This is a genomic window from Dactylosporangium sp. NPDC051087 (assembly GCF_055586325.1).
Map to the genome: position 1 here is coordinate 107,562 of NZ_JBVJIJ010000024.1, position 24,315 is coordinate 131,876.

A 24,315-nucleotide genomic window follows, 5' to 3' on the forward strand; every position below is an offset into this window, starting at 1 on the left:
ACCCGGAAAAATTGCCCCTTTGGGAGTTTGGGTATCATCCTCCAAAATCAGCTTCGAGCGCCTCTCTCTCATATCGCGAGAATATCTCGAGAGCTGCCGGCTCTCGCTCCAGGAGTGCGTCATAATGCGACTCATCCTCAACGATTTCCGCATATCCCCAAAGCGCCTCAAGATATGCCACGTCGCCATACGTAGCAAACCGCCATCCAGCAGGAAGGACGGGATCGACAACCCTAAAAAGCTGAAGTGGATACCAGCTGGGAAACTTCGTCTCGTCACTCACAAGCACTAATAAAACTCCCCCGTAAATCGCCATCGCAAATACGTAGTACCGCTTTCCAGGGATTACGTGAGAAACGGATTCAGGATTGTATAATGAAGGATTTGGGGGGAGATTTCGAAAGTTTCCAGAAGTACATTCGACAATCATATTAATTCTTAAACTTGAAGTCGTCGACCTGTCCGGTTATCGTATTCCGAACATAGTGAATCTCGACACCATTTACATTCTGACCCATCTTTACCCAACCCTCACTTTTGTCCCATCTCGGATCGGTCATGCCTTTCTTCATCGCCAAAGCCTTGCCTGCTGTCGGATTTGACATTGCCTCCGCCATAGCGAGCTGTTCATTTAAATTATTCGCAGTCGTCCGTCCCGTGCTACCGCGCCCGAGGGGCTTTCTGATCATTTCAGTCCAGCTCACGGCAACACTGGGACCGCCCGCGGCTGCCGCCGCTTTTGCGTCCGCAGCCAGAAAGAGCTTAATTCCGATCAGAGCCGCCGCGCCGGTGACACCTGAATATGCGGCCGTACCCGTTGCGTAACTTAGTGTTGCCTCGCCAACCAAAATTGCTGCACTGAGAGCCAACGACGCGCACGCCGCGGGCGCCATCGTACAGCCAAGTGCGCCGCCGACAGCTATAACACCAACAAGGGCGATCGTCCACTCGGCGTCAGAGGGGTCGTTCTGGTCGATGCCAGTGTATGGGGATACGCCGCAGTCGTCTGCACTACCACCTGCCCTATTGCAGACCGTCAGCCAGGTGTCGTCATCGCCGGCGGCCCAGCTAAGGGCATCACCGTAAGTCATGACGTCTGGCCCTTTGTATGGGTTGATGGTTCGATTGCGGAAGTTGTCGATCTCCGCCTTCGCAAAACCAGGGAATGGCGAGTTCATAATCGACTCGGCCAGGCCTTGCCGCTTCTTCTCCGACTTACTTCCCGGCACAAGCTTCGTCCAGGCCAATGGGCGGAACTCGCCGCCTTCATTTTCGAAGGCCAAACCAGACGGATCACTGTTAGTGATCGGACTGTGTGCAGCATAGGCGTACGCAGAGAAGGTACGCGGATCGCCGAAATCCATCAGCGGGTCCGGACTGAGGAAGGTGCCGAGAAACGGATCGTATTCGCGAGCACCGACGTCGAGGAGCTCGGTCGAAGTATTGGTTTGCTTGTTGAGGAAGCCGCGGTCTGTGGGCCAGGTTCCTTGCGTTGCGCGTTTGTCACCGTAGGGGGTGTACCAGCGGCGTTGTACGACGCCGGTAATGGCGTTGACAGTGAGGTTGGCGCTGGTCTGGTGGTCGCCAGCCAGCCAATAGCATCCGCTGCTGTTGCGCACGGCAATGGTGGCACCAGCGTGGGTGTAATAGCGGGTGGCGGTGACAGTGCTACCGACGGCTTTGTATTCCTGGCTGGCGGCGTACAGCGTAGTGCCGGTGGGGTCTTTGCGGATGAGCAGTCCGCCGGTGGCGTCGTAGAGGTGGGTGGTCGTCTGGTCTCCGTCGACGGTGTGGACGGTGGCGGCGGCGAACTGGTTCTCGGGGTTGAAGGTGAAGTTGGTAACGACGCCGTTGATGGTGCGTTGTTGGGTGTTGCCAGCGTTGTCGTAGGTCATGGTGTCGGTGCGGCTTATCGCACCGGTGTAGGCGACTGAGGTCGCGGCGTGGACGCGCTGGGCAGTGGCTCCGGTGGTCGGGTAGTTGAAGGTGCGGGTCGTTGTTGTGGTGGCGCTGGTGCGGTGGATGTCCGTGGTGCGACGGCCGCTGGTGTCGAACGTATACGTGTCCCAGTACGGGTACTTGCCGGAATTGGCGACGGCGGCGTCGGCGGGGTTGGCGGCGCAGGCGTCGAGGGCTGTCCAGGCAGCGGTGAGCCGGTATTGACCGTCATATCGGTAGCATTGGGCCTGGTTGTCGGTTCCGTCGAGGATGCGGGTGATGTCGCCGCTGCGGGTGTAGGTATAGGTGTCGTTCTGGACGGTGATGAACTGGCCCGGCTGGGCCTGGTTCGGCAGTTTCGAGGTGACGTTGGCGAGCCGGCCGGTGTCGGGTTCATTTGCATAGGTGCGGGTGAGTTGGGCGATACCAGCCGTGCCGTGGACACGTTGGGTGAGTTCGCCGTACTCACTGTAGGTGCTCGCGGCGACGTAGGGGTCGATGCCTGCTGCGGTGCTTGGCAGGCCCAGGTTGGTGTAAGCGTAGGTGACGGTCTCGGCCGGCAGCCCGTGCTTGTTCGGGTATCCGACGGCTACCAATTGACCGAGCTCGTTATAGCTGTAGGTGACCTGGTAGGTGCCGGCGAGGGCGGCCTGGGCCATCGGGATGGTCGTGGTCATGCCGGTGGGCTGATAGCGCGTGGTGTAGCCGTCGATGCTGTCGACGTACTGGTCGTTGCCGACCCATCGAGTGGCTGCGTCGAGCAGTCCTTTGGCTTTGGTGTCGTAAGCGAAAGTGGCGAGTTTGGTGCCGGTGGTGATGTCGCCTGCCCAGCGGGTCGTTTCGCGGCCGAGGTTGTCGTATTCGTGGGAGATTTTTTTTCCGCGGCCGTCGATGGTCCAGGTGATCTGTCCGGCGGCGTCGTACTTGGCGGAGGTACTGCCCGCGTCCGGGTCAGTTCCGCTCGTCTGTTGACCGAGCAGGTTGTAGCTGCGGGTGGTCTGGTTGCCGGCGGCATCGATGATGGTGGTGACCTGCCCGAGTGGGTTGTAGTCGTAAGTCGTGGTTTCCGGGCTCCCAGTGATGATGTTGGTCGGGTAGACCTTCAGTGCAGTGGCCCGCCCTCGCGCGTCGAGGACGGTGACGGTCGCGCCACGATCTGCGTCCGGTGGGGTGGTGGTGATCTGGTTCCCGTCGTATTCGGTCGTGATCTGTGATTGGAGCGTGTTCGCCGCCCAGTTGGCGGTGGCTGTGGCACGGCCGAGGGCGTCGTAGGTGGTCCGTTGCTGACGTTGGACGTCGATGTCTTGGAACCCCACGAGGGTGCTGCTGGCTGTCGCGGCGTTCCAGATGACGCTGCTCTTGGTTGACAGGCCGCGGCCGTCGTATTGGGCGGCGGCGATAACGCGTCCGCCTGCCACACTGGCCGACGGTGTCTGGGTCTGGCGGGCGCGGACGAGGCCGTCGTAGATCGTGAACGATTCGATCTGGTTGCCGTTGGGTCCCAGGGTCTTGGTGGAGACCCAGGTTGGGCCACCGGTCGTCGGGTACTTGTCCAGGTCGTACATGTGGTACGTGTACTGGACGTCCGGCAGCGGGTTCGGCGGTGCCGCGGACGGGGTGAAGGTGATCGCCTGGTTCGTGGCCAGGAGCGTCTGGTGGTAGGCGTACTGGTTGGCGGCGGTGCCGGTGGCGTTTTCGACGCCGATGGTGGCGGCGTTGCCGCGGTCGGCGTCGTTGTCGATACCGCCGTAGTTGAAGGTGATCTTGCCGTCGTTCTCGTTGAGGGTGACGGTGAACGAGACGCGGGTGCTGCGTCCGTACAGGTATGCCTGGTACCACTCGATCGCGAACTGCCGGTTCGGGGCGGTACCGGTCGTGCGGGTGTACACCCTTGAGGTGGCGTCGAGGTTCAGGTCGTCCCAGAACGGGTACAGAGCGGCGTTCGGCGCGGCGGTGTTCGGGATGGTGGTTGGCGCGGAGTCTGCGGCTTGGCCGGTGAAGGACAGCAGGCCGTTTGTCGACAGGTAGGCGCTGCTGTAGCTGGTGCCGTAGAAGTTGAACGCGAACGGCAGGCTGATCTGGGTGTGGTTCTCGTCCCCGGTGAGCGCGACCGTGGTGGAGCCGGTCCCGTCGATGTCCGCGAACGGCACGGTCGACGTCGTCGCGGTGTAGCCGATGGCGTTGGTGACGTTGCGGGGCTGGTAGACCTTGGTGAGCCTTCCGAGCGCGTCGTATTGGCTGGTGGTGGTGCGGTTGTTGGGATCCTGCACGGCGAGGGTCTGACCGCGGGTCCGGCTCAAGGTGGTCGTCGTTTGGTGCAGCGCGGGGTTCTTGCTGATGACGGTGGTCGGGGCGCTGCCAGATGGGGGGTCGTACAGGAGGGTGGTTTTACGGTCCAGTGCGTCGTACGACTCGGTGACGCGTCCGTAGGTGGTGTCGTAGGTGGTGGAGCTGCTCTTCTGCCAGTTCAGCACGGTGCCGGACACGGATTCGAGCACGTTGGTGCGGGTGGCGAGCCCCTTGGTGGGGGTGGCGCCGACGGCGAGGGTGTCGTATTGCGTCTGCGTGCCGGACAGGTAGTGGTTGCCGGTCGGTGGCGCCGTGCAGTCGGTGGTCAGGGTCTGCGACGGGTACGCAACCATGAACTTAGCCGTGTCCGGCGTGGCATATGTGGTGGTGATGCAGACGTCGTCGGAGGTGATGCCCTCGTCGCCCTCGTCGAAGACGGAGGTCTGCAGCCCGTACGTGGGGTCGTAGGTGTAGGACGTCTTCACCCACTGCCACGCGTTGCTCGCCACGTTGAGCGACGTGCCGGTCCGTACCGATGCGGTCGAGACGCGCTGCGCGCTGATGTTGCCCATCACCCACGGCGCGGTCCGGGTCGCGAGCTGCACGTGCTGCGGCGTGATGAACTGCTTGACCTTGACGTCGGCTCCGTCGAATGTGGACACCTCTCGCGCCACACCGCGGTAGGCGGGCCAGTCCGGTATGGCGGTGCCGAGCGAGTCGGTGATGCTGAGATTGCGTTGCCCTCCGGTGACGAAGTCGGCGTTCATGCCGCGGAAGTACAGCGTTTTCGTCCTGGTCGGCTTGGCGCCGGTGGCGTCGGTGACGGCGGTGACGGTGCTGTACCCGGCCCAGTCGGCCCACGTCCGGTAGGCGCCGTTGACCAGATCCCCTTGGTCGTAGTGCCACAGAACGGTCGTGCCGGCGCCCTCAAGGCCGTACGTGTACAGGGTGACGATGTCCGGGGCGCCGCCGACCCGGTCGATCTCGGTGACCTTGTCGGTGCGGTACTTCTGGTACATGTCCCAGCCACCGTCATGGTATTGCGGGAAGCACAGGCGGTAGTTCTGGTCCCACGGCAGCCCGCTGGTGTTCGCGATCGTGCACTCCGGCGCCGAGTACTCGACCTTGGTCTCACCGCCGTGCCCGTTCTTGATCAGGTTCAGCCGGTACCGGCGGTAGCGAAGGGGGCCGTTGGTGACGAGGTTCTCCAGCAGAACGCCGCTGAAGTGGGTGGACGGCAGGACGATCTCGGTGGTGCTGCCGCCGCTGGTGGTGTCGCGGCCCTGGTGGATGATGTCGTCGAGCCACATCTGCATCGGTGAACCGTCGAACGGGGCGGGGAAGGTGTGGACCAGGTCCCACCGGTCGACCTCCTGGTAGTGGCCGGCACCGGTCGGGTCCCACACCTCGGTGGTGACGACCGCGAGCCGCCACGGCGTCCAGAACGTCTGTGACTTCTCCGCGCACGAGCTCGCGCCGGCAGCGCAGTGCTGGTCCCATGGGGTGTCCGGCCATTGCAGGGTGGGGGTGGTGCGGTTGCCGGCCAGCAGCGTGACCTTCATCGGCGCGTTGTTGGCGCCGCCTTCCTGGCCCTGGCGGGTGCCGTACTCGATGCGGCTCAGCTGGGTGGTGATGTCGTAGTTGCGGGTGCTGTTGCTGTTCCAGTGCCCGTAGCTGCCCTCGTACTTCTGGTAGAAGTACGACATCGAGTTCCCGCGCGGGTCCACGACGTAGTCGAGATTCCACCGCGACGCGTGGTAGCAGCCGCTGTTCGCGATGCTGCCCTGCCAGCACGGCTCGCCGTTCCCGCCATGGACCAGGACCTTCTGCACACTGTTCTGCGACGCGTCACCCACGAACCGCTGGTTACGGCCGAAGAAGTACTGGGTCCCGTCGACCGTGGTGAGCTTCCAGAAGTAGTTGAAGTGATCGCCGTTGCTCCAACCCCACGCAGGCTCCGTGGTCTGCCGCAGTTCCAGCAGGGACCCGTCGTCGACCTCGCCCTTCCAGGGCCCATTGGGGGAAGCCTGGATCAGGCGCACGGACTTGCCGCCGAACACCATCGTGAAGATGTTGTCCGGTCCCCAGCACAGATCCGCCATACCCGGCACACCGTCGTCAGCGCACGATTTGAACGGACGCTCGATGTAGCCGACGTTGAGGTCCCAGCCGTCACCGATCCACGAGGACTGCGGGTTCGTGAACGCCGTCTTACCGTCGACGGACCCCGACGAGTACTGCAGCGTCAGGTCCGGCGCCGGACCGCCCAGGCTCGGCGGCACCTGCAGCGGATACGAGTAGGTGAACTCGCCGCCCTGCGAACCGGCCGCCCAGCCGTACGTCGGCGACAGCGACGTCGCGCTGTAGTTGCCGGCAGGGCCGGCCGCGACCGACGCGAGCGCGTACACCGTCCCACCAGTCGCCGCTGCAGCCGCCTGCTCGTCCTTGGTGTCGGTGAACGTGGTGGTGGACCGCTCGCCTGCCTTCACGGTCCCGGATGCGGGGTCGCCGGGCTTCGGCTCGGACGTCTTCGACGTCGCCGCCGATGTCAACGCGACCGCGGTCTGCGCCACATCGACCGCGTCCACGGAGATCACGCGGGTCTCGGGATCGTTGCTGGCGCCATCGACCGGGGTCTGCACTTGGCATTCGGAGCGTTCGGGGGTGGTCAGTACGCAGGCGGGCATCCGGACCAGGCGGAGCCGGCCGCCGTAGTCGCCGCCGTACCCTTCGGCGAACCCGGCGTAGTCGATGTCGAGCGCGACCTGCGCCGTGCCGGTCGTGCTGTCGGCCTTCGCGACGGTGAACAGCACACCCCGCACCCCGGCCTTGGCGCTGACGTCCTGCCCGGCGACGGCGACACGCACCTGACCCGGCGCTTTCACGGCGGTCTGGGTGCTGCGCGCGTCACTGGAGACGGCGCTGCCGCGGACCACCACCGACAACCCACCCGGCGTGGCCTTCCCCGCCGTCGTGGTCGCGGTCGCGGACCGCGCGGCGCCCGACGCCGCGGTGTCCACCGACACGACCGCGTCACCGCCGGACGGCCATGCCGCGGCCGGGGTCCGGGGTTTCGCGGTGTCCGTGTCCGACGTCGAAGGCGCCTTCGTCGGCACCCGCGTCACCGGTACCGACGTGGCACCGGGCGGCGCGGCAGGCACCGGCCACGTCGGCGGCTGCGCCGCCGCCGGCGGCGCCACCAACATCGACGCGCCGAGCAGACCAGCCGTCGCCGCCGTCAGCCACCGCGACCCAGACGCCACCCACCGGCGCTTCCGGACACCCGACACAGACCGAGCCGACGCCGACATAAGGCCTCCCCGTACGCCGAGCCCGCCAGCCGGACATCGACGACCGCAAGCTACGGGCTGACATGATCAGCGCACAAGAGGTCACATTCACCAACTACCCTGCGCCACCACCTACCCGCCGACGCGAACAAAGCCGCAGGCCGTGCGACGTGCACAAAGACCAAACCATCGTCGAACACGTGTTCTAATCTTCACTGAACGCACATCCAGACACCGAGCCCAGTGGAGCTGAAACCACCGTGCATCAGGCCTTGGGCGTGAATCACCATGAGGTCTGCGTAAAGGGGCATCGGACCGGCCTCGAACGGCACGGCACGCATCATGGGCAGCGCGGAATCCCGGCCCGCAACGCGAATCAACACAGGGGTGACCTCCGAAGCGCTCCCCTCGCCTTGTAGGTTGCCCCGATGGACGCGCACGGTGAAGCCGCTTCACCTCCCCTCACCGCCGCCCCTCTCGATCAGCCGGGCCGCGTACCCCGGCAAAGGCCCGGTCAGGAGCACGAGCCCGACCAGCCGACCATCCAGGCAACCGGCCAGGAGCCTGGCAGCGCACCGGTTGCGGAGCGGCCATGGCGGCGGGCGACGCTGGCCGGTCTCGGCGTGTTCCTCGCGACCAAGATCGGCCTCGCCGGCGCCACCCTGTTCGCGTGGATCGGCACCGGCGACCCGAAGCTCAACACCACGGCGGTGGCGAAGCTGTGGGCGACGCAGTACGACTCGACGTGGTTCATCGCGCTGTCGCAGAACGGCTACTGGGACGACCCGGACGCGGCACCGGCGGCGTTCTTCCCGCTGTACCCGTTCCTGATCCGGATCGCGACCCCGCTGTGCCTGGGTGAGGCGTGGGTCGCCGCGCTGCTGGTCGCGAACCTCGCGCTGCTCGCCGCGCTGATCCTGCTGTACCGGCTGACCGACCTGGAATTCGACCGCGGCACCGCTGGCCGGACCACGTTCTACCTGGTGGCGTTCCCGACCGGGTTCTTCCTCACCGCCGCCTACAACGAAGGCCTGTTCATCGCGCTGCTCGTGGCTTGCGTGTACTGCCTGCGCCGCGGCCACTGGTGGTGGGCCGGCGCCGCCGGTGCCCTGGCCGCCGCGACCCGCTCCGCCGGCATCCTGCTGCTGCTCGCGTTCGCCTACGAGTACCTCCGCGTCAACGGCCGCAAGGTCCGCATCGACGCGCTCGCCGGGCTCGTCATCCCGCTCGGCCTCGCAGCGGTCGCCGCCGTCAGCCACGCCGCCTACGGCAACCCGCTCGCGTTCTCCCACGCCCAACGCGACCACTGGGGCCGCGAACTCGACTGGCCGTGGTCCGCTCCCGCAGACGCGCTCGACGCGCTGTTCCACAAAGGGCAGCTGCGCGGCGCGTTCGGCGACGTGTTCGTGCACAACCTCCTCGAACTCGGCACCGTGCTGTTCCTGCTGGCCCTGATCGTGCTGATGTTCGCCGGCCCGTGGCGGGTCCGCCGCGACCAGCTGATCCTGCCGCTGCTCGGCGCCGGGCTGCTGCTGTTCATGGTCAGCTTCCCGTCCCGGTTCACCGACGACGTGCCCTACCCGCTGCTGTCCGCGTCCCGCATCGGCCTGGAAGTGTTCCCGGCGTTCATGATGCTCGGCCGGCTCGGCAGCCGCGCCACCGTCGACCGGTCCGCGCTCGCCCTGTTCCTGACCATCCAGGGCATCCTCATCGCCCGGTTCCTGCACGCCGGATGGGTCGCGTAGAACGGCACAACCGGCAAATCCTGGAAGAAGGCCGACTGCGTCCGGCTCGGTATCGGCGTACCTGCGACTGGATCGGCGCACCGGAATGTCCCTTACGGTGCGCGGCGCAGGATCCCGAAGCCGGTACCAACACACCCATCGTGAAGTCCAGCGCTCATCGGTTGCCCTACCGGCAGCGCTCGCCGTTCGGCACCGCCAATCGCACCGCTGCTGCTGCCTGCACCCATCCCCAGGACGGCGGCAACGGGGCGGGCGGTGCACGCTCCGCCGAAGTGCGTGATCGGTGGGACCGCCCCGGGGTGTTGTGTGCGGGTCCCGGGGCGGTCCTGCGGGCGGGGGCGGTCAGGCCTGCGCCGCGAGCGTGATCGAGCCGAGCAGCGCGGCGTCCTGCGCGAAGTCGGAAAGGACCACCTCGGGCGGGTACGGCAGCGCGCGGGAGAGCCGGTCGAGCAGCAGCTCGCGCACCAGGTCGTCGCGGGCGACACCACCGACGAGCACGAGGCGCTGCGGGTCGAGCAGCAGGCAGCACGTGACGACGTGGCGGGCCAGCTCGTCGACCCGGGCGACCAGCGCGTCGCGCACCAGCCCGGGCTCCGCCGCGGCCGCGCAGAGGCCGGCCGCGCCGTCGGGCAGGGCGAGCCGGTCCGCCAGCTCGTCCAGGGCCCGCCCGGAGAAGTCGGTCTCGAGCAGCGGCTCCGGCGACGCCGGCCAGTCCGGGCCGGTGACGGCGTAGGCGATCTCGCCGGCCGCGCCGCGGAACCCGGGCACCACGGCGCCGTTGACCGTGACGGCCGTGGCGACTCCCGTGCCCAGGCCGATGACGAGGCCGGGGTCGGCGTCGCGCAGCGCTCCGCGGTGCAGTTCGGCGAGGGCCGCGGCGTTGAGGTCGTTGGCGACCCGTACGCGGGAGACGCCCAGGTGATCGCGGACGGCATCGGCCAGGCGCAGGCTCTCCCAGCCCGGCACGTTCGGCGCGAGGTCGATGCCGTCCTCGCGGATCACGCCGGGCGAGGCGATCCCGACCGCGTGCAGGGTGCCGCCGGTGTCGGTGACGAGCTTCTGCGCCAGGTCGAGGGCGCGGTCGAGCGCCTGCCGCGCGCCGCGGGCGGCGAGGGTCGGCAGGCGCTCCGAGACGAGCAGGCGTCCGTCGGTGTCGCCGATCCCGATCGCCATCTTCGTGCCGCCGAAGTCGATGCCCAACAACCGCCGGTCGGTGGGGGCTTCGAGGTTCACTGTGCGACCCTTTCCGCGACCGCGGTCGCGAGCTTCGTGTCGGCGTCGCGCAGCCGCTGCCGCAGCGCGTCGACCTCGGCGAGCGTCGCCGCCAGGTTGGATCGGAGCCGGGCGACCTGGGCCCGGACGGCGTCCTCGCCCGGGCCGTCCGACTGGGCGCGGCGCAGCACCAGCTCCGGAAGCAGGGCGGCGGCGCGGAGGTCCTGCACGGCGGCGGCGTCGAGCGGGTCGATCCCGGCGACGTCGCGCGCCGCCTCCCGGATGCCGTCGTCGGTCCAGGTCGCGGGCGGCCCGGAGCGGACCAGGCGGCCGATGACCGAGTGGGCGGCGCGGAACGGCAGGCCGTGCCGGGTCAGCGCGTCGGCCGCGGCGGTCGTGGTCGCGCCGGTCGCGACGATCGTCTCGCCGGTCGGCGGACGCAGCGGCTCCAGCAGCTCGAACAGGCCGCCGAGCAGGGTGAAGAACCGGTACGCGCGGTCGTTGCTCTCCCACAGCCGCACCTGCACGTCGGTGGTGGCGTTGTTGGAGTCCTCCCACCAGGCCGCGCCGACGTTGTTGAACACGGACGCGGCGTCGGCGGCCGTCGCGCCGGCCATCGAGACCAGGTGCTCCAGCACGACCGGGTTGCGCTTCTGCGGCATGATGCTGCTGCCCTGCGTGAACTCCTCGGGGGTGCGCACCCATTCCCAGGTCAGCCAGTCCATGAGCGTGCGGGCCACGCGCGCCCCGGTGGCGGTCGCCTGCGCGTTGAGCGCGCCCGTCCGCATGAGGTGGTCGGCGCCGGCGACGGCCTCGTACGAGTTGACCACCACTTCGTCGAAGCCGAGCAGCTCGGCCACGCGGTGGGGGTCGATCGCCAGGTCCGTGCCCGCGAAGGCGCAGGAGCCGAGCGGCGACCGGTTCATCTCGGCGAGCAGGCTCGCGTATGCGGCGGCCTGGCCCGCGAGGGCCTCGGCGTATCCGGCGAGCACGTGTCCGATGGTGGTCGGCTGGGCGGGGCGGCGGTGGGTGTACCCGACCACGACCACGTCGGCGTACCGGTCGGCGCGGTCCAGCAGCACGGCGCCCGCGTCGCCGAGCGCGGTGATCACACCGAGCAGCTGGTCGCGCAGGACCATCCGGAACACGCCCGAGTCCAGGTCGTTGCGGCTACGGGCGAGCTGGACGCTGAGCTGCCCGGTCGGGATGCCGCAGGCCTCGGCGAGCCGCTTCTCCAGCGTGAAGTACGTGTCCTCGACCGAGCCGTCGTAGTCGAACGTCCCGGGCCGGTCGTCGCGGAGCTTGACCAGCCCGCGCAGCATCTGCGCCGCCGCGTCGGCGGGGACGAGACCCTGCTCGGCGAGCATCACCACGTGCGCCTCGCTGGCCTTCACCATCGGCCCGTAGAGGTAGGTGGCGTGGTGGTCGAAGACGACGCGGAGGTGGTGCTGCTGGTAGGTGGTCAACGGCTGGTGCGTCATGCGTTCCCCTCGTGTCGTTGTGGTGCCGGATCGGCGCCGGGCGGGCCGGGCAGCGGCGCTGCGACCCAGGCCCGCGCGACTTCTCCGAGCCGGGCGGCGGCCGTCTCGCGCACCCGCCGCCCGGCCGCCTCGGTGGCCAGCGAGACGTGGCCGGACCAGCCCTGCCACGGCTCGGGTCGCGACTCGACCAGGACGTACGGATAGGCGGTCGGCAACTTCGGACGGGGCGGCAGGTCGGGCGCGACGCCCGGGTGCACCGCCTCCGGGTCGAAGCCGAGCACGGCGGACGTCTCGTAGGCGCCGCCGTGTCCGCGCGAGGGCAGCTCACCGAACAGCTCGGTCGTCTCGCGGGCGTCGACGAGCTGGAACCAGTTGACCAGCAGCAGGCTCGCCCGCCGCCGGCCGGACACCCATTCCATCGCGGCCCGGGCCGTGGACATGTTGGCGTCGTGCCCGTTGACCACGAGTACCCGCGGGAAGCCCGCAGCGACGATGCCGTCGAGCACGTCGCACAGGTATCCGACGGCGATCTCGGGCCGTACGGCGACGGTGCCGGGCCACGGCCGTGTCTGCCCCGGGCACGCCGCGTACGGGACGGCCGGGAACGACACGGCCCGCAGCCCGGCGCCGGCAACCTCGCTCGCGAACCCGTCGGCCAGGATCAGGTCGGTGCCGAGCGGCAGGTGCGGTCCGTGCCACTCGACCGCGCCGACGGGCAGGACCGCGAAGTCGGCCGCCGCGGCGACGCGCGCCAGTTCGTGCCCGGGCAGGCGGCTCACCGGGAGGAGCCCGCCGTCCGCCTGCCAGGCCTCGATCAGTTCGTCCATTGTTCCGCCTGTCGTGCCGCGGCCCGGCCGCCGCCGTTCTCCAGCCGGCTGGAGAACCACATCACCACGAAGATCAGCACCACCTGCAGCATGCCGTACGCGGCGGCCGTGCCGATCTCGAAGGAGTACATGCGGTTGTTGATGGCCACCGAGATCGGGACGGTCGAGGAGGTGTAGATGAGCACCGACGCGACGAACTCGCCCACCCCGTGCACGAACGCCAGCAGTGCGCCGACGATGACGCCCGGCAGCATGAGCCGCACCGTGATGTTGAGGAAGGCCCGGAACCACGACGCGCCGAGGTTGCGCGCGGCCTCCTCCAGCGACGGGTCGATCAGCGCCAGGGACGCGGAGCTGGCCCGGAACACCAGCGGCAGGAACCGCACGAAGTACGCCAGCGGCAGGATCCAGAAGGTGCCGATCAGCGCCTGCCCGAAGCTGAACGAGTTGCCGGTGCTGAACGCCGAGATCAGGTTGATCGCCACGACGGTGCCCGGCAGCGCCCACGCGATCATGACGCCGACGTCGAGCAGGCTCCTGCCGACGAAGCGCAGCCGGCGCACCGCGTAGGCGATCAGCACGCCGATCACGACGCACCCGGCGGTGGCGAGCAGGCTCATCTGCAGCGAGTTCAGGATCGGCTGGAACGCCTTCGGCTCGGACACGATCGTGACGAAGTTGTCGACGGAGTACGCGGACGGGATGATCTCCGTCGTCCACGACCCGTCCTCGGAGAACGCCACCAGCGCGATCGTCGCGACCGGGGCCAGCAGCACGATCGCCGCCAGCACGGAGGCGACCGGCGCGAGCCAGCGCCCGACCGGGTTGGAGATCTCCCGGCGGCGCGCGGAGATGCCCTTCGACTGCGACAGGTAGCTGCGCCGCCCCTCGTACCAGCGCATCAGCAGCAGGAAGGCGATCGACACCAGGCCGAGCGCCGACGCGTACGTCGAGGCCATCGGCAGGTCGCCGTTGGTGCGGTTGATGTAGATCTGCATCGTCATGGTCTGGTCGACGCCGAACAGCAGCGGCGCCGTGTAGGACGCCAGCGACGTCATGAAGACCAGCAGCGACGCGGACACCATCGCGGGCGTCAGCATCGGCAGCAGCACCGTGCGCCAGACCCGGACGCGTCCGGCGCCCAGGTTGTACGCGGCCTCCTCGATCGACGGGTCCAGGCCCGCCAGCGCGGCCGACGCGGCCAGGTAGAAGAAGGGGTACATGGTGAAGGTGTGCACGACGAGCACCCCGGCGATGCCGTCGAACGCGAGCACCGGCGACTCGGTCCCGAACAGGTGCTGCAGGCCGCGTGGCAGGATGCCGATCTCGCTGTACAGGAGCTGGAACGAGATCGCCCCGATCAGCGGCGGCAGTGCGGCCGGCACCAGGATGAACGCCTCGATGAGGCGGCGGCCGGGGAACGAGAACCGCTTGAGCAGGAACGCCATCGCGACACCGACGACGCCGCAGAGCACCACGCTGGCCACCGAGATGGCCAGCGACGTGATCAGGGAGGTGCGCGCGACGCCGGCCGAGGTGAAGAACTGCGTGTAGTTGCTGACGCCGTCCTCGCTGACGCTCTCCACGAACGTGGCGAGCATCGGCTGCACCACGTAGCCCCAGAGGATCAGGACGAGCGGGGCCACCATCAGGTACGGGAACCAGGCCGAGTTCGCACCACCGGCCAGCCGCCGGACCAGCGCGACCCGGCGGGACGTGATGGCGGACGACGCCGCGGTCACGGCCGGACCACCCACAGCCGGTCGGCGGAGAGCCGCAGGCCGATCCGGTCACCGACGTCGACGCGGCCGGGCACTTCGACCGCCGCGACGGTCACCTCACCGCCCTCGTCGGTGCCGATGTCGATCGTCAGGTGCGTGGCCATGCCGGTGAACTCGAGGGCGGTCACCTGTCCGCGGATCACGCCGGGATCCTCGGGGCCGGCCAGCGCGATGTGCTCGGGCCGGGCGGAGACCAGTGCGGTGTCGCCGGTACGCAGCCCGTGCCCTTCCGGCGCGCCGGCCACGATGTGCCCGGCGCCGCCGGGCAGCGCGACCTCGACGCTGGTGGCGTCGGCGGTGGTGACCGGCAGCGACAGCACGTTGCTGCGGCCGATGAAGCGCGCGACGAACGCGTTGGCCGGCTGGTGGTACACCTCGCGCGGGGTGCCGATCTGCTGCACGCGGCCGGCCTGCATCACGGCGATACGGTCCGACATGGCCATCGCCTCGGCCTGGTCGTGGGTCACGTAGATGGACGTGGTGCCGGCGTCGCGCTGGATGCGCCGGATCTCGGTGCGGGTCTCCTCGCGCAGTTTCGCGTCCAGGTTGGACAGCGGCTCGTCGAGCAGGAGCATGCGCGGGCGGATCACCAGCGCTCGCGCCAGTGCGACGCGCTGCTGCTGACCGCCGGAGAGCTGCTCGATCCGCCGCGACCCGTATCCGTCGAGGTGGACCTGGGCCAGCGCCTCGGCCACCCGCCGGGTCGCCTCGGCGCGGGACACCTTGCGCACCTTGAGCCCGTAGGCGACGTTCTGCGCCACGGTCATGTGCGGGAAGAGCGCGTAGTTCTGGAACACCATGCCGGTGTCGCGCTTGTTGGGCGCGAGCCGGGTGACGTCCTGCCCGCCGAAGCGGATGTGCCCCATGGTGGGGAAGTAGAACCCGGCCACCATCCGCAGCGTGGTCGTCTTGCCGCACCCGCTCGGCCCCAGGAGTGTGAAGAACTCCCCCGCACCGATGGTGAGGTTCACGTCGTCGACCGCGGCGGCCTCGCCCGACCGGGCGAAGCGTTTGCTCACCGACTCCAACTCGACGTCGATCATCTTTCCCTCTCTAGGCTGCCGTCGATGCCTGGACGGTCAGCGGAATTGGAGCGTCCGGGGGGGCCGGGTCGCCGCCGTGCGACGACCCGGCCCGGTGGGCGGTCAGCCCTTGTTCTTGATCTCGGCGTTCCAGTGGTTGATCCACTGGGTCTCGTTCTTGGCGATGACGTCCCAGTCGACGTCCATCGGCTTGAGGTTGAGGTCCGCCAGCCACTGCGGCTTCTCGGCGATCGGCACCGCGGGGATCTGGAAGAAGTCCTTGGCCAGCTTGGCCCGCAGCTCGCCGTCGAACAGGAACTCGATGAAGGTCTTGGCGCCCTCGGTGTTGCCGCCCTTGATCGCGGCCACGCCGTCGACGAGCACCGGCGCGCCGGACGCCGGCATCACGTAGCCGAACGGCATCTTCGACTGCTCGGACTGCAGCAGGATGTCCTGCAGGTTCCAGGCGCTGAGCACGCCCTGCTCGCGGGACATCTTGACGTACAGGTCCGTCGGGTTGGCGGCGTAGTCACCGGTGTTGGCGTCGAGCTTGCGCAGCCAGTCGTAGCCGGGCTGCGGGTTGCTGCCGTCCTTCGACAGGCGCTGGATCATCGAGGCGTAGATGGACCGCATGGTGCCCGACGCGGCCACGTCGCGGATGATGACCTTCTTCTTCCACTTCGGGTCGAGCAGGTCGTCCCAGTCCTTCGGCGCCTGGTCGGCCGGGATCGCCTTGTTGTTGTACATGATGACCTCGGGCAGCAGGATCTCGCCGAACCAGCGGCCCTGCGCGTCCTTGTACCGGGCGTCCATCTGCCCTGCGAAGGAAGGCTGCCACGCCTCGAGCAGGCCGTCGCCGGCACCGGCCGACAGGCCCTGCTGCGTGCCGCCCCACCAGACCGAGCCCTGCGGGTTGGCCTTCTCGGCGCGGGTCCGCTCGAGCACCTCCTGGGCGCCCATGTTGAGCACCTCGACCTTGCCCTTGTACTCGGGGTGCTTGGCGACGAACTGCTCGACGACGAAGTCGGTGACCTTCTTGTCGCGCGCGCTGTAGACGACGATCTTCTCGGCCGGCTTCCCGGACGCGCCCGCCGAGGTGGAGTCCTTGGTCTCACTCCCGCAACCGGTCAGACCGGCCACTAACGTGCTGACCGCGAGGGTGAGGGCAACGCGACGTCTCATGACTTCCTCCGCATGCAGAAAGGGGGGTGTTATCGGTGGTGGTTCGTGGTGAGGAAAGGGCCGGGTAGCCGTACCGCGGCCGACAGGGCGTAACTGATCGCGCCGTGCAGCACCGCCTGGTCCCCGAGCACGGCCCGGCGCACCTCGGTGGAGGCCGGAACCCTCGCGGAGACCAGGTCCTGGATGCGCGCCAGCGCCGCGTCGTCGAGCTGGGCCGCCGCGCCGCTGAGCAGCACCCGGCCCGGGTCGACGACGCAGGCGCAGGAGATGACGAGCCGGGCCCACGCCTCCAGCACCTCGTCGAGGTAGGCACGGGCCGCGTCGGACGTGGCCGCGAGCTCGATCAGCTCGCTGACCGGCGCCTCGGGGCGGCGGCCGGGGTTCAGTGCGACGACCCGCTCCGCGATCGCGTTGGCCGACCAACGCGCCTCGAACGGGCCGACCCCGCTGTAGGCGCGGTCCGCTTGCGGATCGAGCGGGAGGAAACCTATCTCCCCCGCCGCGCCGCTCGCCCCCCGCCGCACCTGGCCGTCGAGGATGAGACCCGCGCCGATGCCGTCCGCGACGTGCAGCAGCATCAGGTCGTCGACGTCCTTCCCGGCGCCGGCCATCCGCTCCCCCGCCGCCATCAGGTTGACGTCGTTGTCGACGACCACCGGCACGCCGAGCTCCTGCTGCACCGACTGGCCGATCGGCCGCGCCTCGACGAGGCCGACCGAGGGCGCCAGCCGGACCGCGCCGTCGGACGACACCCCGGGCACGGCGATCGCGACCCCGCACAGCGACGGCCGGTTGTCGGCGACCAGCTCCGCCACGAACTGGCAGACGGTCTCGACGACGTCGCGGCCGAGGCGGGACGTGCGGTGGGCGATCACCGTGCCGTTGCTGTCCGCGATCTCGCACGTGATGCGGGGCGGCTCGAGGGACACCGCGGCCACCAGCTCGGCGCGCGGGTTGAACTCGAGCATCGCCCGTGGCCGCCCGTGCGTGTTGGCGCCCGGGCCGCGCTCGATCAGGTATCCGTCGGCGATCAGGTCACGCACGAGCGCCGTCAGCGTCGCCGCAGGAAGTCCGGTGAGCTCGGCCAGATCGACCCGGGACAGCACACGCGCTTCCCGGGCAGCCGAGATCACCGACTGGCGCTTGATCTCACGCGACCGTTCCCGGCTGACCGGACTTGTCGGTGCTCTCCCCACGGCGATCACCCTTTCTTACTAGTGCGAAGAAAATCGGCGGTCAAGTCACGGAACGATCTCGAAGGGCCACGGTGCCCTCGCGATATCCGACGAGCTGGACATGGCAAAAGGCCAGGTGGCTCGCATAAAAGGACAGTAATGTGGACAGATCATAAACACAAATATGGACATTCATGGTCGGATCGGGACCATGTTCAGGCGTTCTCGTTTGGCGATTCTTTCTAGAGCGAAGAAAATGCCCGTCCGAGGTGTTGACAGCTCTTTCGGGCGGTCCCTAGCGTTACGCCACAACACCCTTCCAGTGCTGACCGGCTTGCCGGCCGCTGTGATGCATGGCGACTGTCCATTGTGGACGGTCGTCCTGCCGTGCCGGGCGCCGTCGCGTCCACGCACTAATTTCGCAGTCTGAAATAACTCGGCAAACCGCCAGCGGTCCAGGAGTACCCCCGTCTCCACCACACGAAGAAGGTTGCCCTATGAGATGGCGCGGCAAAGCCGTGATCGCGACATGCGGTCTGTTGATCGCGGGCCTGGCAAGCCCTGCACAGGCCAAACCGAACGCACCGATCGACCTGGACATCATGTTCATCGGTGCGCACCCGGACGACGAGGCCGGACAGCTCGGCATGTTCGGGTACTGGAACGAGTACCACAACATGAAGGCCGGGGTCATCACGATGACCCGGGGCGAGGGCGGCGGCAACGCGGTCGGCCTCGAGGAAGGTCCCGCGCTCGGCATCCTGCGTGAGGACGAGGAGCGCCGCGCCGTCGGCCGGGCCGGCGTCATGAACGTCTACAACCTCGACGCGCTGGACTTCTACTACACGGCGAGCGCGCCGCTGTCCGAGCAGATCTGGAACTACGAGAAGTCGCTGTCGCGCATCGTGCGCACGATCCGGACCACCAAGCCCGAGGTCATCGTCACGATGAACCCGTCGGCGACCCAGGGCAACCACGGCAACCACCAGGAAGCCGCGATGCTCGCCGTCGAGGCGTTCTACGCGGCGGCGGACCCCAACGCCTTCCCCGAACAGATCAAGAAGGAAGGGCTCCAGCCCTTCCGGCCCGCCCGCCTCTTCCAGGGCGGCGGCAGCGGCACCAGCTCCAACGGCCAGGCCTGCGAGACCACCTTCACCCCCTCACAGGCGACCAACACCATCTTCGGCACCTGGCAGGGCTACGAGTCCGCCCGCAACGGCGGCATGCGCTGGAACCAGGTCGGCGTGCTGGCCCGGCGCGAGTACGCCTCCCAGGGCTGGGCCGACACGGCCGACGCGCAGACCAACCCGGCGAGCATCGGCTGCAACCGGATCACGATGATCGACAGCCGGACCCCGTACCCGGACCCGAACGTCGGCGGCACCGCCGCGCTGCAGGGCACCAGCATCCGCGCCGCCGGCGGCCTGCCGCTCGGCACGGAGCTGCACGTCCGCTCCGAGCAGTGGGAGGTCCTGGCCGGCCAGCCCTTCGAGGTCAAGGCCCACGTGCGGGCCACCCAGGCGATCCCGGGCGCGAACGTGGCCCTGCAGGCCCCGGCGGGCTGGACCGTCACGGGCAAGGGCGGCATCGGCACCGTCACGCCCAACAACAAGGAGTCCGTCGCCACGTTCACCGTCACCCCACCGGCCACCCTGGTCGCGGGCGAGCGGTTCCAGCTCAAGGCGACCATGACCTCCAAGAAGGACGGCACCGGCAGCAACACCACGCTGGTGCAGGCCACCGCCCCGGTCCGCGGCACGCTCGAGCCGCTGCCCGAGGTGGGTGACTTCCGCGAGTGGACGCAGCGCAACGAGGTCCAGTCCCTCGACGCGCTGATCGAGTCGATGCTGAGCATCCCCAGCGGCGGCACCCGGCCGGTCCGCGTCGACCTCACCAACCACAGCGACCAGGTGCAGTCCGGCTCGGTGAAGCTCAAGGTGCCCGCCGGCTTCGCCGTGGCCGAGGCGCAGCAGAGCTACAGCGGCCTGCAGCCCGGCGCGCGCGGCTCGGTCACGTTCACGGTGACCAACACCGACGCGTCGCTGCCGACCGCCAACCGGGCGCCCAACGACGGACGCTACGCGGTGCAGATCGAGACCGGCTACGTCGGCGGCACCGCGGTCGAGCCCGGTGTCCTCAACATCGTGCCGGTCACGTCCATCCCCAAGGCGGCGAAGGCCCCGGTCGTCGACGGCACGGGGAGCCCGGGCGAGTACAGCGGTCCGGCCATCGACATCTCCACCCGCTGGGAGGGCACCGCGGCCACGGCGGCGGACATCTCCGGCAAGGCCTGGCTGACGTACACCGACGACGCGATCTACGCGCTGTTCGAGATCACCGACGACGTGCTCGGCACGGTGCTGCCGCCCGAGGACTGCAAGCGTCCCCGGCGCAACGACAACATCGAGTTCGGCATCGACCCGCGCGGCGGCTCGCCGAACACCTCCACGGTGTTCAACGTGGCGCTCTTCCCGGCGACGAAGGACCCGGCCAACGGCAACCCGCCGTGCTTCGCCCGGGAGCGGGACAACCACCAGGGCGCCGGCCCGGTGACCGCGCCCGGCATGCAGGTGGCGTCGGTCGTCAGCAGCCCCTACACCGGTTACCGCATCGAGGTGAAGGTGCCGTTCAGCGTCCTGCCCGACAACGTGGACGCGGCGAAGATGGGCATGAACATCCTCGTGAACGACTCCGACACGCAGGACCTGGCGGGCCAGACCCGCGTCGGCTGGTCCACGTGGAGCGGTGTGCGGGCCGACCCGTGGCGCTGGGGCGTCGCCAAGCTCGACGGCTACCAGACCCAGCCGTCCTCGCCCAAGGCGCCGATCATCCCGGACACGGCCGCGATGAGCGTGAACTCGCCGCAGACGATCCTGCAGTCGAGCGTGGACCAGGTCGCCCCCGGCGGCTGGACCGCGCTGAGTGACGGCACGATCAAGATCACGGACGTCACCAAGCGGCAGGACGGCGTCGGGGTCGAGCTCAAGACCCGCCAGGCCGGCACCGCCCGGGTGTTCGTCTGGGACGGCAACGCGGTCCTGGCGCACACGACGGTCGAGTTCGGCGGCAGCGGCTCGCGCGACGTGTGGCTGCCGACGACCGGTGCGCTGCCGGCCGGCGCCACGCTGCTGGTCTCGTACCAGGCCGGTGAGGCCACCACCGGCATCGCCCAGCGGCTGAACTGAGAAACACCACGTGGGGAGGGGCCGGCACCCGCCGCCCCTCCCTTCGTGGTCGGCGGAGAAATCAGGGGTACGTCACTCCCGGCCGCGCGGCGATGAGGACCTGCGCGGCGGGGTGCCAGCCGAGTTTCGCGTACAGGTGCTGGCCCTCTTCGCTGGCGACCAGGATGCCGCGGGTGGCGCCCGCTGAGACCGCCTCGGTCGCCAGGGCGCCCATGACGGTGCTGCCGAGGCCGCGGCGGCGGTGGGCGGACATCGTCTCGATGCGGTCCGCGACGGCGTCGAGGCCGGTCAGGCCCATCGTGCCGTGAGCGCCGGTGACGCCGTCCGGGTCGTGGACGGTGGCGGTGACCACGGCGTCCTGGACGCGGGTCCGCAATGTGTACCCGGCGGAAGGCGGCGGCGACGGGTGGGCGCGCAGGTCGATGGTCATCATCAGTTCGGAGCGCTTCAGCACGACGAGGCCCGCCGATTCCAGCAGTGCGGCGGTGCCGTCGGGGTCGCGGGTCGGGACGGTCAGCCAGGTGACCTCGTCCTCGGCGGTGACCCGCAGCGCCAGGTCGTGCAGCGACGCCGGGTCGAGGTCGAGTGCGAAGTACTCGACCTGCCGGCCCATCTGCTGGCAGCGCACCCGCAGGCCCGGGCCGAGGTCGTCGGCGGCGGGGACCGCGCGGGACAGCCCCCAGCCGCGCTGCCAGCGGACGACGAGCTCACGTAGGTCGGACATCAGCGCAGGCTAGCCGACCGCCGGTCCGGCCCCGCGGACCGTCCCTGCGCACCGGTGCTGTAGGAGTGGGGGCGTGGCGGAGCTGGCGGTGCGGCGGGTGCTCGGGGATGTCGTCGGGGCGCTCGGGACGGGGACGGCGGTGCTCGTGGCGCCGCCCGGGACGGGGAAGACGACGCTCGTGCCGACGGCGCTCGCCGACGCGTTCGAGGGCACGGTCGTGGTGGCGGAGCCCAGGCGGATCGCGGCGCGGGCGGCGGCGCGGAGGATGGCGGAGCTGCGCGGCGAGCGGGTCGGGGAGACCGTCGGGTACAGCGTCCGCGGCGACCGCAGGGTCGGGCCCCGCACCAGGGTCGAGGTGGTCACGACCGGGCTGCTCGTGCAGCGGCTCCTCGCCGACCCCGAGCTGGCCGGCGTCGGCACCGTGATGATCGACGAGTGTCACGAGCGGCACCTGGACACGGACCTGGTGCTGGGGTTCCTGCTGGAGTGCCGGCAGACGCTGCGGCCGGACCTGCGGCTCCTGGCGGCCTCGGCGACCGCCGACGCGCAGCGGTTCGCGGACCTGCTGCAGGCGGACGTCGTGGCGGCCGAGGGGGCGCTGCACGACGTCGCGGTCGTGTGGTGCCCGCCGGACCGGCCGGTCAGGCCGCCGCACGGGCTGTGGGTCGACCCGGCGTTCCTGGACCACGTCGCGGCGGTCGTGCGCAGGGCGTGGCGGGAGACGGCCGGGGACCTGCTGGTCTTCCTGCCGGGTGCGGGTGAGATCGCGTCCGTGCGGCGCGGGCTGGACGGCCTGCCGGTGGACGTCCTGCACGGCCGGTTGCCCGCGGCGGCGCAGGACACCGCGATCCGGGCCGGGGACCGGCGCCGGGTCGTGCTCGCCACGGCCGTCGCGGAGAGCAGCCTGACCGTGCCGGGGGTCCGGGTCGTCGTCGATGCCGGTCTGGCGCGGGTGCCCCGGACCGACCACGCTCGCGGTCTGGGTTCGCTCGCCACGGTACGAGCGGCGAAAGCATCAACCGTCCAGCGGGCCGGGCGGGCGGGGCGGGAGGCGCCCGGGGTCGTCTACCGCTGCTGGTCCCAGGCCGACGACGAACGCCTGCCGGCGCAGCCCGAGCCGGAGGTCGCCGTGGCGGAGCTGACCGCGTTCGCCCTCGCGCTCGCCTGCTGGGGGCATCCCGACGGCGCCGGTCTCGCCCTGCCGGACCCTCCCCCGGCCGCCGCGATGCAGGTGGCGCGGGCGACGTTGCGGGCGCTCGGCGCCGTGGACGACGACGGGCGGGCCACCCCGCGCGGGCACCGCATGTCCCGCGTCGGCGCGCATCCCCGGCTGGCCAGGGCGCTGCTGGACGGCGGGCCGAAGGTGGGTGCGCGCAACGCCGCCGAGGTGGTGGCGATCCTCTCCGACGACTCCCTGGCCAGGGGCGACGACCTGGCCGCCGCCTGGCGGCACCTGCGCGACACCCGCGACCCGCGCTGGCGCGCCGAGGCGGACCGCCTGCGGCGGGACCTGCCGGACACGGCGGCGAAGCAGCTGCCCGACGACCTCGCGGCCGGGCTGATCGTCGGGCTCGCCCACCCGGAGCGGCTGGCGAGGCTGCGCGGCGGCGGGTACCTGATGGCGGGCGGCACCGAGGCGGCCCTGGCGCAGGGGTCGCCGCTCACGGGGCACCCGTGGCTCGCCGTCGCCGTCGCGGACCGCCAGCCGGGCAACGCCGCCGCGCGGGTCAGGCTCGCCGCCGCCATCGACGAGGACACCGCGCGCGAGGCCGGCGCCGCGCTGCTGTCCACAGTGGACGAGGTGACGGCGCACGGCGCGGAGCGCCGGGAGCAGCTGGGTGCGATCGTCCTGCGGACCCGCGAGCTCAAGGACCCGCCGCGCGAACTCGTCGAGCGGGCCATGCGCGAGGCGCTGGTGAAACAGGGGCTGCGCTGGACGAAGGAGGCGGCGCAGCTGCGGCAGCGGATGGCTTTCTGCCACCGGGTGCTCGGCCCGCCGTGGCCGGACGTCAGCGACGCCGCCGTCATCGCGCACACGGATCTCAGCACGGTCCGGCAGCTGTCCACAGTGGACCCCGAGCGGACGCTCCGGGCGATGCTGCCGTGGCCCGCCGCGGCGCGGCTGAACGAGATCGCACCGGAGCGGCTGCCGGTGCCCAGCGGGTCCATGGTCCGCATCGACTACAGCGACCCGGAGGCACCCGTCCTCGCGGTGAAGGTCCAGGAGGCGTTCGGCTGGCTGGAGACCCCGACCGTCGGCGACGGCCGGGTGGCGGTCCTGCTGCACCTGCTGTCCCCCGCCGGCCGTCCCGTCGCCGTCACCCGGGACCTCGCGTCGTTCTGGCGCACCGGATACCAGCAGGTCCGGGCCGAGCTCCGCGGCCGCTACCCACGCCACCCCTGGCCGGAGGACCCGGCGACCGCGACCCCCACCAAACGGACCAACCCACGCCGCTGACACCGC

The 24,315-nt window shown here is 69.6% G+C and carries 13 protein-coding genes; 3 read left to right on the plus strand and 10 right to left on the minus strand.

The annotated features are described in order from the left end of the window. Window positions 1–34: 34 nt before the first annotated feature. Both ACZ6TV_RS38730 and ACZ6TV_RS38735 read right to left on the minus strand, forming a co-directional pair. On the minus strand, window positions 35–316 hold the full coding sequence (locus tag ACZ6TV_RS38730; RefSeq protein WP_465303506.1) for a hypothetical protein: 282 nt from the start codon (window positions 314–316) through the stop codon (window positions 35–37). Between the two features lie 115 nt (window positions 317–431). Further along, a complete protein-coding gene (locus tag ACZ6TV_RS38735) occupies window positions 432–7,433 on the minus strand; it encodes an RHS repeat-associated core domain-containing protein (RefSeq protein WP_465303508.1) in 7,002 nt (2,333 codons plus the stop codon). A 707-nt stretch (window positions 7,434–8,140) separates the two neighbouring features. On the opposite strand from ACZ6TV_RS38735, the gene ACZ6TV_RS38740 reads away from it, so the two are divergent. Further along, a complete protein-coding gene (locus ACZ6TV_RS38740) occupies window positions 8,141–9,262 on the plus strand; it encodes a mannosyltransferase family protein (protein WP_465303510.1) in 1,122 nt (373 codons plus the stop codon). 342 nt (window positions 9,263–9,604) lie between these two features. Here the strand turns inward: ACZ6TV_RS38740 and ACZ6TV_RS38745 are convergent, their stop codons facing one another. The 7 genes from ACZ6TV_RS38745 to ACZ6TV_RS38775 form a co-directional block, all read right to left on the minus strand. Further along, window positions 9,605–10,495 (minus strand): ROK family protein, encoded by an 891-nt coding sequence (locus tag ACZ6TV_RS38745; protein WP_465303512.1) that lies wholly within the window; start codon window positions 10,493–10,495, stop codon window positions 9,605–9,607. Then, entirely contained in the window at window positions 10,492–11,955 is a 1,464-nt protein-coding gene (locus ACZ6TV_RS38750) for a lyase family protein (protein ID WP_465303514.1), read from the minus strand. Before ACZ6TV_RS38750 ends, ACZ6TV_RS38745 begins: the two co-directional genes overlap by 4 nt. Beyond that, window positions 11,952–12,782: a creatininase family protein gene (locus ACZ6TV_RS38755; protein WP_465303516.1), complete on the minus strand. Its 831-nt coding sequence runs from the start codon at window positions 12,780–12,782 to the stop codon at window positions 11,952–11,954. Before ACZ6TV_RS38755 ends, ACZ6TV_RS38750 begins: the two co-directional genes overlap by 4 nt. After that, window positions 12,770–14,524 carry an ABC transporter permease gene (locus tag ACZ6TV_RS38760; protein ID WP_465303518.1) on the minus strand — a complete coding sequence of 585 codons (1,755 nt, stop codon included), beginning with the start codon at window positions 14,522–14,524 and terminating at the stop codon, window positions 12,770–12,772. Before ACZ6TV_RS38760 ends, ACZ6TV_RS38755 begins: the two co-directional genes overlap by 13 nt. Further along, window positions 14,521–15,606: an ABC transporter ATP-binding protein gene (locus ACZ6TV_RS38765; RefSeq protein ID WP_465303520.1), complete on the minus strand. Its 1,086-nt coding sequence runs from the start codon at window positions 15,604–15,606 to the stop codon at window positions 14,521–14,523. Before ACZ6TV_RS38765 ends, ACZ6TV_RS38760 begins: the two co-directional genes overlap by 4 nt. A gap of 102 nt (window positions 15,607–15,708) precedes the next feature. After that, the gene (locus tag ACZ6TV_RS38770) at window positions 15,709–16,767 is read right to left on the minus strand and encodes an extracellular solute-binding protein (protein WP_465303522.1); all 1,059 of its coding nucleotides are present in this window, start codon (window positions 16,765–16,767) and stop codon (window positions 15,709–15,711) included. Window positions 16,768–16,796: 29 nt separating this feature from the next. Further along, window positions 16,797–17,873 (minus strand): ROK family protein, encoded by a 1,077-nt coding sequence (locus ACZ6TV_RS38775; protein ID WP_465303524.1) that lies wholly within the window; start codon window positions 17,871–17,873, stop codon window positions 16,797–16,799. A gap of 671 nt (window positions 17,874–18,544) precedes the next feature. Between ACZ6TV_RS38775 and ACZ6TV_RS38780 the strand changes: the two genes are divergently transcribed. Next, window positions 18,545–21,127, plus strand: coding sequence for a sugar-binding protein (locus ACZ6TV_RS38780; protein WP_465303526.1), 2,583 nt, complete (start codon window positions 18,545–18,547; stop codon window positions 21,125–21,127). Between the two features lie 61 nt (window positions 21,128–21,188). Here the strand turns inward: ACZ6TV_RS38780 and ACZ6TV_RS38785 are convergent, their stop codons facing one another. Then, window positions 21,189–21,851, minus strand: coding sequence for a GNAT family N-acetyltransferase (locus ACZ6TV_RS38785; RefSeq protein WP_465303528.1), 663 nt, complete (start codon window positions 21,849–21,851; stop codon window positions 21,189–21,191). A gap of 73 nt (window positions 21,852–21,924) precedes the next feature. Here ACZ6TV_RS38785 and hrpB point away from each other — a divergent pair, with 73 nt between their 5' ends. Then, complete coding sequence (gene hrpB / locus ACZ6TV_RS38790) at window positions 21,925–24,309, plus strand: ATP-dependent helicase HrpB (protein WP_465303530.1); 2,385 nt, start codon at window positions 21,925–21,927, stop codon at window positions 24,307–24,309. Window positions 24,310–24,315: the final 6 nt, after the last annotated feature.